Consider the following 4,336-nt stretch of genomic DNA (forward strand, 5'->3'; position numbering starts at 1 on the left):
ACTTGTATCTCTGGCTTCAGGAACGGCAACAGCCTCTCCAGAGGAGCTCCAACACCAGAAGTGCTACGAAGCTTCATTTTCAGTGCATGTCCTGCCAGCATGAGCTTCAACAGTCCATCCATGTATGCCATGACAGCAGGATGTCCATAGACCCTCGCCAGACCATCCAGGGTCGTCTCGAAGGAGAAGTCGAACACTGTCTGGGCGTCGGAAGCCGAGGCTCCCGCCTGCGCTGCTTCCAGCCCCTCTGAGAGCGAAACCCCAAAAACCGATTCCGCAAGCAGTCCAGGGGAACTTCCTTCCGTCTGGATACGCACGCAGTAGGCTGCATACTCACTGCTTGTCCCATCGGTATGCACTTCGGCATCCCCGCCAAGAAGAGCTTCAGCCAGACCAGCCTTGGCGTATTCCTTCTCATCAAGGGTTGCGAGCAGGTATGGAAGAAAGCTCTCCGGCAAATCATGGGCCGCTTGTGCCAGAAAGGCCTGCCACGTGCTCTCGACTCTGGCCAGGACTTCACCCGCCGACATGTCGCTCCCGATCGGCGCATACGCTCCGCGGTTGAGAGCTGCCAGCAGAGACTCGGCCTTGCCCTCCTGTGATGCACGCCGAAGTTCCTGGACCGGAAGGAGTAACCCTCGCCTGACAGAAAACGAGCCCGAGGCGTACGCGTAGTCGCTCGAATCGGCCTGATGTGGGATGAGCGGAGCAATCATCTCTTGTCGCCAAACAGCACTTGTGCGGCCTCAACGAGCGTGACCTCCCGGAGGGCAGTGGACGCCGCCGACAGGGTCAAGTCGAGCTCCGCCTCGGCAAAGTGGACAATGAAGCCTCCATTGTTGTCGGCGAGCATCGCATCGATACGTACACCCTTCCACTTTCCACGTTTGGGCAACAATGCTCTGATGATGGGCTCGTCTTGACTTCGGCACTCAATGGAGACTGGCATTTCTTGTCCGATCTGTTTCACCGCTCGCTCAAGATACGCATGATAGAGGACATCATCGTCCCTGACTTTCTGTTCGAGCTCCTGGTAGAGTCCTTCAAGCAGTTCCTGTTTGCGCTTGAGGATGGCATTTCTCAGCTCGATCTTCAGCGCAGCTGTTTTCGTCGCAATCTCACGATCTTGGATAGCGCGATGCTCCGCTACCTGGGCATTGGAATGTTCCTCCAGCTGTCGCCTCTGACTATCGACAAGTTGCGAAGCCTGAATAGTGGCAGCCTCGATGAGGGCGGTCGCCTCCGCAGTCGCCTCCTGGAGAACCGCAGCTCTGAGTTCCTCGGTTCCCATGTGCAAAACGTCCTAGAAGACTGCCTGAGAGATCCAGAGAATGAGCAGGATACCCGAGACCAGAGCGATGACAGCGTACGTCTCGACGAGAGCAGGTATGAGGATTGCCTGACCGGAGCTGCTTGGCTGACGCCCAGTGAGGCTCTCCGCCGCCGCTGAGGCCTGTCCTTGGAGGATAGCTGACCACCACTCTACCAAGCCGACACCGACCCCGACTGCCAAGAACGCAAGTCCCTTCGCGTTGGAGACTGCCGCTCCCTTGTTGAGAACTCCCGATAGAACGATCATCATGATGCCACACACGAAGCTGTAGAATCCTTGTGTGCCCGGAAGAGCCATCATAACAAACATCTTGCCGAAAAGCTCTGGCTTCTCCGAGAGTACTCCTGCTGCCTGAGACCCACTGACACGAATTCCATGGGCAGACCCGAGACCACCAAGAGTGATGACCATGACTGCTCCCATGAATGTCCACAGTGAACCCAGTGACGTCATCGGTGTATTCGAGAGCTTGAAGGCGAAAACCGCCCCAACAGCACTGAGTGTCGTCACAAGAGCTCCGACGAGAACTCCCCACAATCCTTCCATCCCCATAATGTACCTCCTATTTCTCTCTGACAGTCGTTACGTCAACAACCTTAACAATCTCTGACCAGAACCCGAAACGACGGAACCGAGGCGCGCCCCCCTCGTAAAACCGTCCAAAAAACTCGAGCAAAGTGAGACGCGCAGAATGAATGAACGCCCCCATGGTTCCCATGAAGTAGTTCAGCATGTGTCCAAAGAGCAGGACTGTCCCGCCCAGCACAACCCGCACTAGCAGGTTCACGACGAAGCCCGCGGCAGGCATCTTGATAAGGGCCGCGATCATGTTGAACGCGGAGGCAAGGATGGCCGTTGTGAGCCCAAGCGCCAGAAGCCGCGAGTACGACAGCACATCTCCAACGAAGGAGCCAACACCGTAGGAACTCTGGATACCGTACAGGTTCACGATCGCGGTGAGCACCTTGGCTCCACCCTTGCTCTGGCGTGCACCGCCCAGCAGAAGGAGCACCAGGCCAATGACAAGCGCGACAAGGTATCCGACCCTGAACGTACCTCCCCATTTCGTTCCTATGAACAGCAACGCGGAGATTGCGGGCAGGAACAGCAGCCACCCCACGCAATCGTAGATGATCGTGGCACGGTCATGTCGCCGCGCTGCCTTGAAGATTGCCAGGCACACTCCATAGAGCTGATTGGCGGCACCGATGATCCACACAATCACCAGGAACTGAAATGCTGCTTGCAAGGGGTTGATAACGGTGAGCGCAGACACGAACCGCACAATTGGGTTCCCTGCCCCGAGGTAGGTTGCCGAGATGAGGTCTCCACCCCAGCTTCCGGTAAGTGCGCCAGCAACCATCGCCGCCACGCCGCCATATACGAAGACCATCATGAAGTTGTGGACGCCTCTCGACTGCCTGTACTTATGCATGAAGTAGGAACAGATCCCGATCTGGATGGCTCCGTAGAGGACATCCCCCAGACAAAGACCGAAGAAAAGAAGAAACGGGATGGCCAGAAAGACCGTCGGGTCAAACGAAGAGTAGACCGGAAATCCAAACATGTTGATCAGGATCTCCAGCGGCTTAATCCATTTGTTGTTGGTGATGGAAACGGGAGTGTCGTCACCCGCCGTCGTGTCTCCAGTCATACAGACGATGCCGCCGAAACCTGCGCACAACTGCTCCAGAGACTCCACCTCGACTTCTCGAACATAGCCGGTGACCACGCTGCAGCGCTCGGTCCGGGTGATATCGTGCGAAGCCTCCAGACGTGTCCGTTCATTCTTGAGATACTCGCGATATACAACGATCTCCTGTTTGTGAGCGATGAATGAGGCAATCTCAAGCTGGAGTGCCGCGATCTTCTCATGTACTGCACGAAGCTCTTCCGTCATACGGTCGATCAGAGTCGCCACAGTACCATTGGTATGCGACAAGTCCTGCTCGACAAAACCCTGCGACATCAGCACCGCGCGAACGTCATCGGTCTGGGCACGCAGGCACGCAACGACCACGTTACTCTTGTTTTTCGTCGCAGAAGCCATATCAACTGCAACGGAAGTGCCATGATCCAAGAGACGCTTGAGAGCTCGCACCATATCCAACGACGATATGGTACCTGCAATAAGCGCAATCCGCTGCCACCTGGCAACCTCGCCAAAATCCACTGGCAGCGACGACCACGGCAGGATCGTCGCCCTTTCCTGCTCAAGCTGGTCAACACGATGACGCTGTTCCGCCAGCTGGACTTTCAGTGCAAGCACGCTGCGCATCATGTCTGCATAGCCATTACTTGAAGCCATCGAAGCGGTTGTTCTCATGCCAGCGGCACTGACATACACTTCGTCCGGGAAGAAACTCTGAACGAGTCCCTTGGTCACGGGGTCTACTTCGGCGAAGAACGAAAGCGTCGCACTCGCAAGCTCCAACTCCTCGGCAGTATGGCTCAACGACTGTTCCCTCTCCGGACGGCAGATGTCCAGCGAAGACAGGGCAGTTGTATCAACTTGGGAATCATCTGATGGGGTATAAGAAGTCAGGTGTACCATTCCCGCGCCGAACAAGCAAGACAGAACCTGGTCTTCCCTGTTGTGTGGAAAGGCAAGAGCAAACTCTCGTACTTTGTCGATCGCCATTCTAGCGAGCGGTGAGTTTTGACAGAAGCAAATCCAGAGCCATAGATCTACGATCCTGCGCCCGGCGATCGAGGTTCTCAAGTTGTTCTTCGAGATCCTGGCGAAGCTGATCCTCAGCAAGTTTCATGTGCTGGTTCGTTTCCTGATCAATTGTGTCGAGTCGCCGCTGCAGCGACAATTCTGCGGAGGCTCTGACCGCGGCGAGAGAAGACTCGGCATCACGCTGAATAGTCTGAACTTTCTCTCTTGCGACCTTGATGACGCCTTTCGCCTCGACCTCAGCCTGCTGCAAGCTCTGAATGAACTCCTCGATCATATTTGTACCCCTCCGGTTTGGATAATTGCTGGTCGGGATGGTGGGA

The 4,336-nt window shown here is 55.9% G+C and carries 5 protein-coding genes; all 5 read right to left on the minus strand.

Annotated elements, in window-relative coordinates; genetic code table 11:
- On the minus strand, positions 1 to 716 hold a 716-nt coding region (locus tag SMC5_RS05420), incomplete at its 3' end, for a hypothetical protein (RefSeq protein WP_133299167.1).
- Positions 713 to 1,291 carry a V-type ATP synthase subunit E gene (locus SMC5_RS05425; protein ID WP_119087529.1) on the minus strand — a complete coding sequence of 193 codons (579 nt, stop codon included), beginning with the start codon at positions 1,289 to 1,291 and terminating at the stop codon, positions 713 to 715. The genes SMC5_RS05425 and SMC5_RS05420, both read right to left, overlap by 4 nt.
- 12 nt (positions 1,292 to 1,303) lie before the next feature.
- A complete protein-coding gene (locus tag SMC5_RS05430; RefSeq protein ID WP_119087530.1) occupies positions 1,304 to 1,885 on the minus strand; it encodes a V-type ATP synthase subunit K in 582 nt (193 codons plus the stop codon).
- A 10-nt stretch (positions 1,886 to 1,895) separates the two neighbouring features.
- Positions 1,896 to 3,788 (minus strand): V-type ATP synthase subunit I, encoded by a 1,893-nt coding sequence (locus SMC5_RS05435; protein WP_126854954.1) that lies wholly within the window; start codon positions 3,786 to 3,788, stop codon positions 1,896 to 1,898.
- Between the two features lie 187 nt (positions 3,789 to 3,975).
- The coding region (locus tag SMC5_RS05440; RefSeq protein ID WP_207799097.1) for a hypothetical protein at positions 3,976 to 4,336 on the minus strand (361 nt) is incomplete at its 5' end.

This window comes from Candidatus Cryosericum odellii (assembly GCF_003570935.1).
In the GTDB taxonomy this organism is placed as follows: Bacteria; Caldisericota; Caldisericia; order Cryosericales; family Cryosericaceae; genus Cryosericum; species Cryosericum odellii.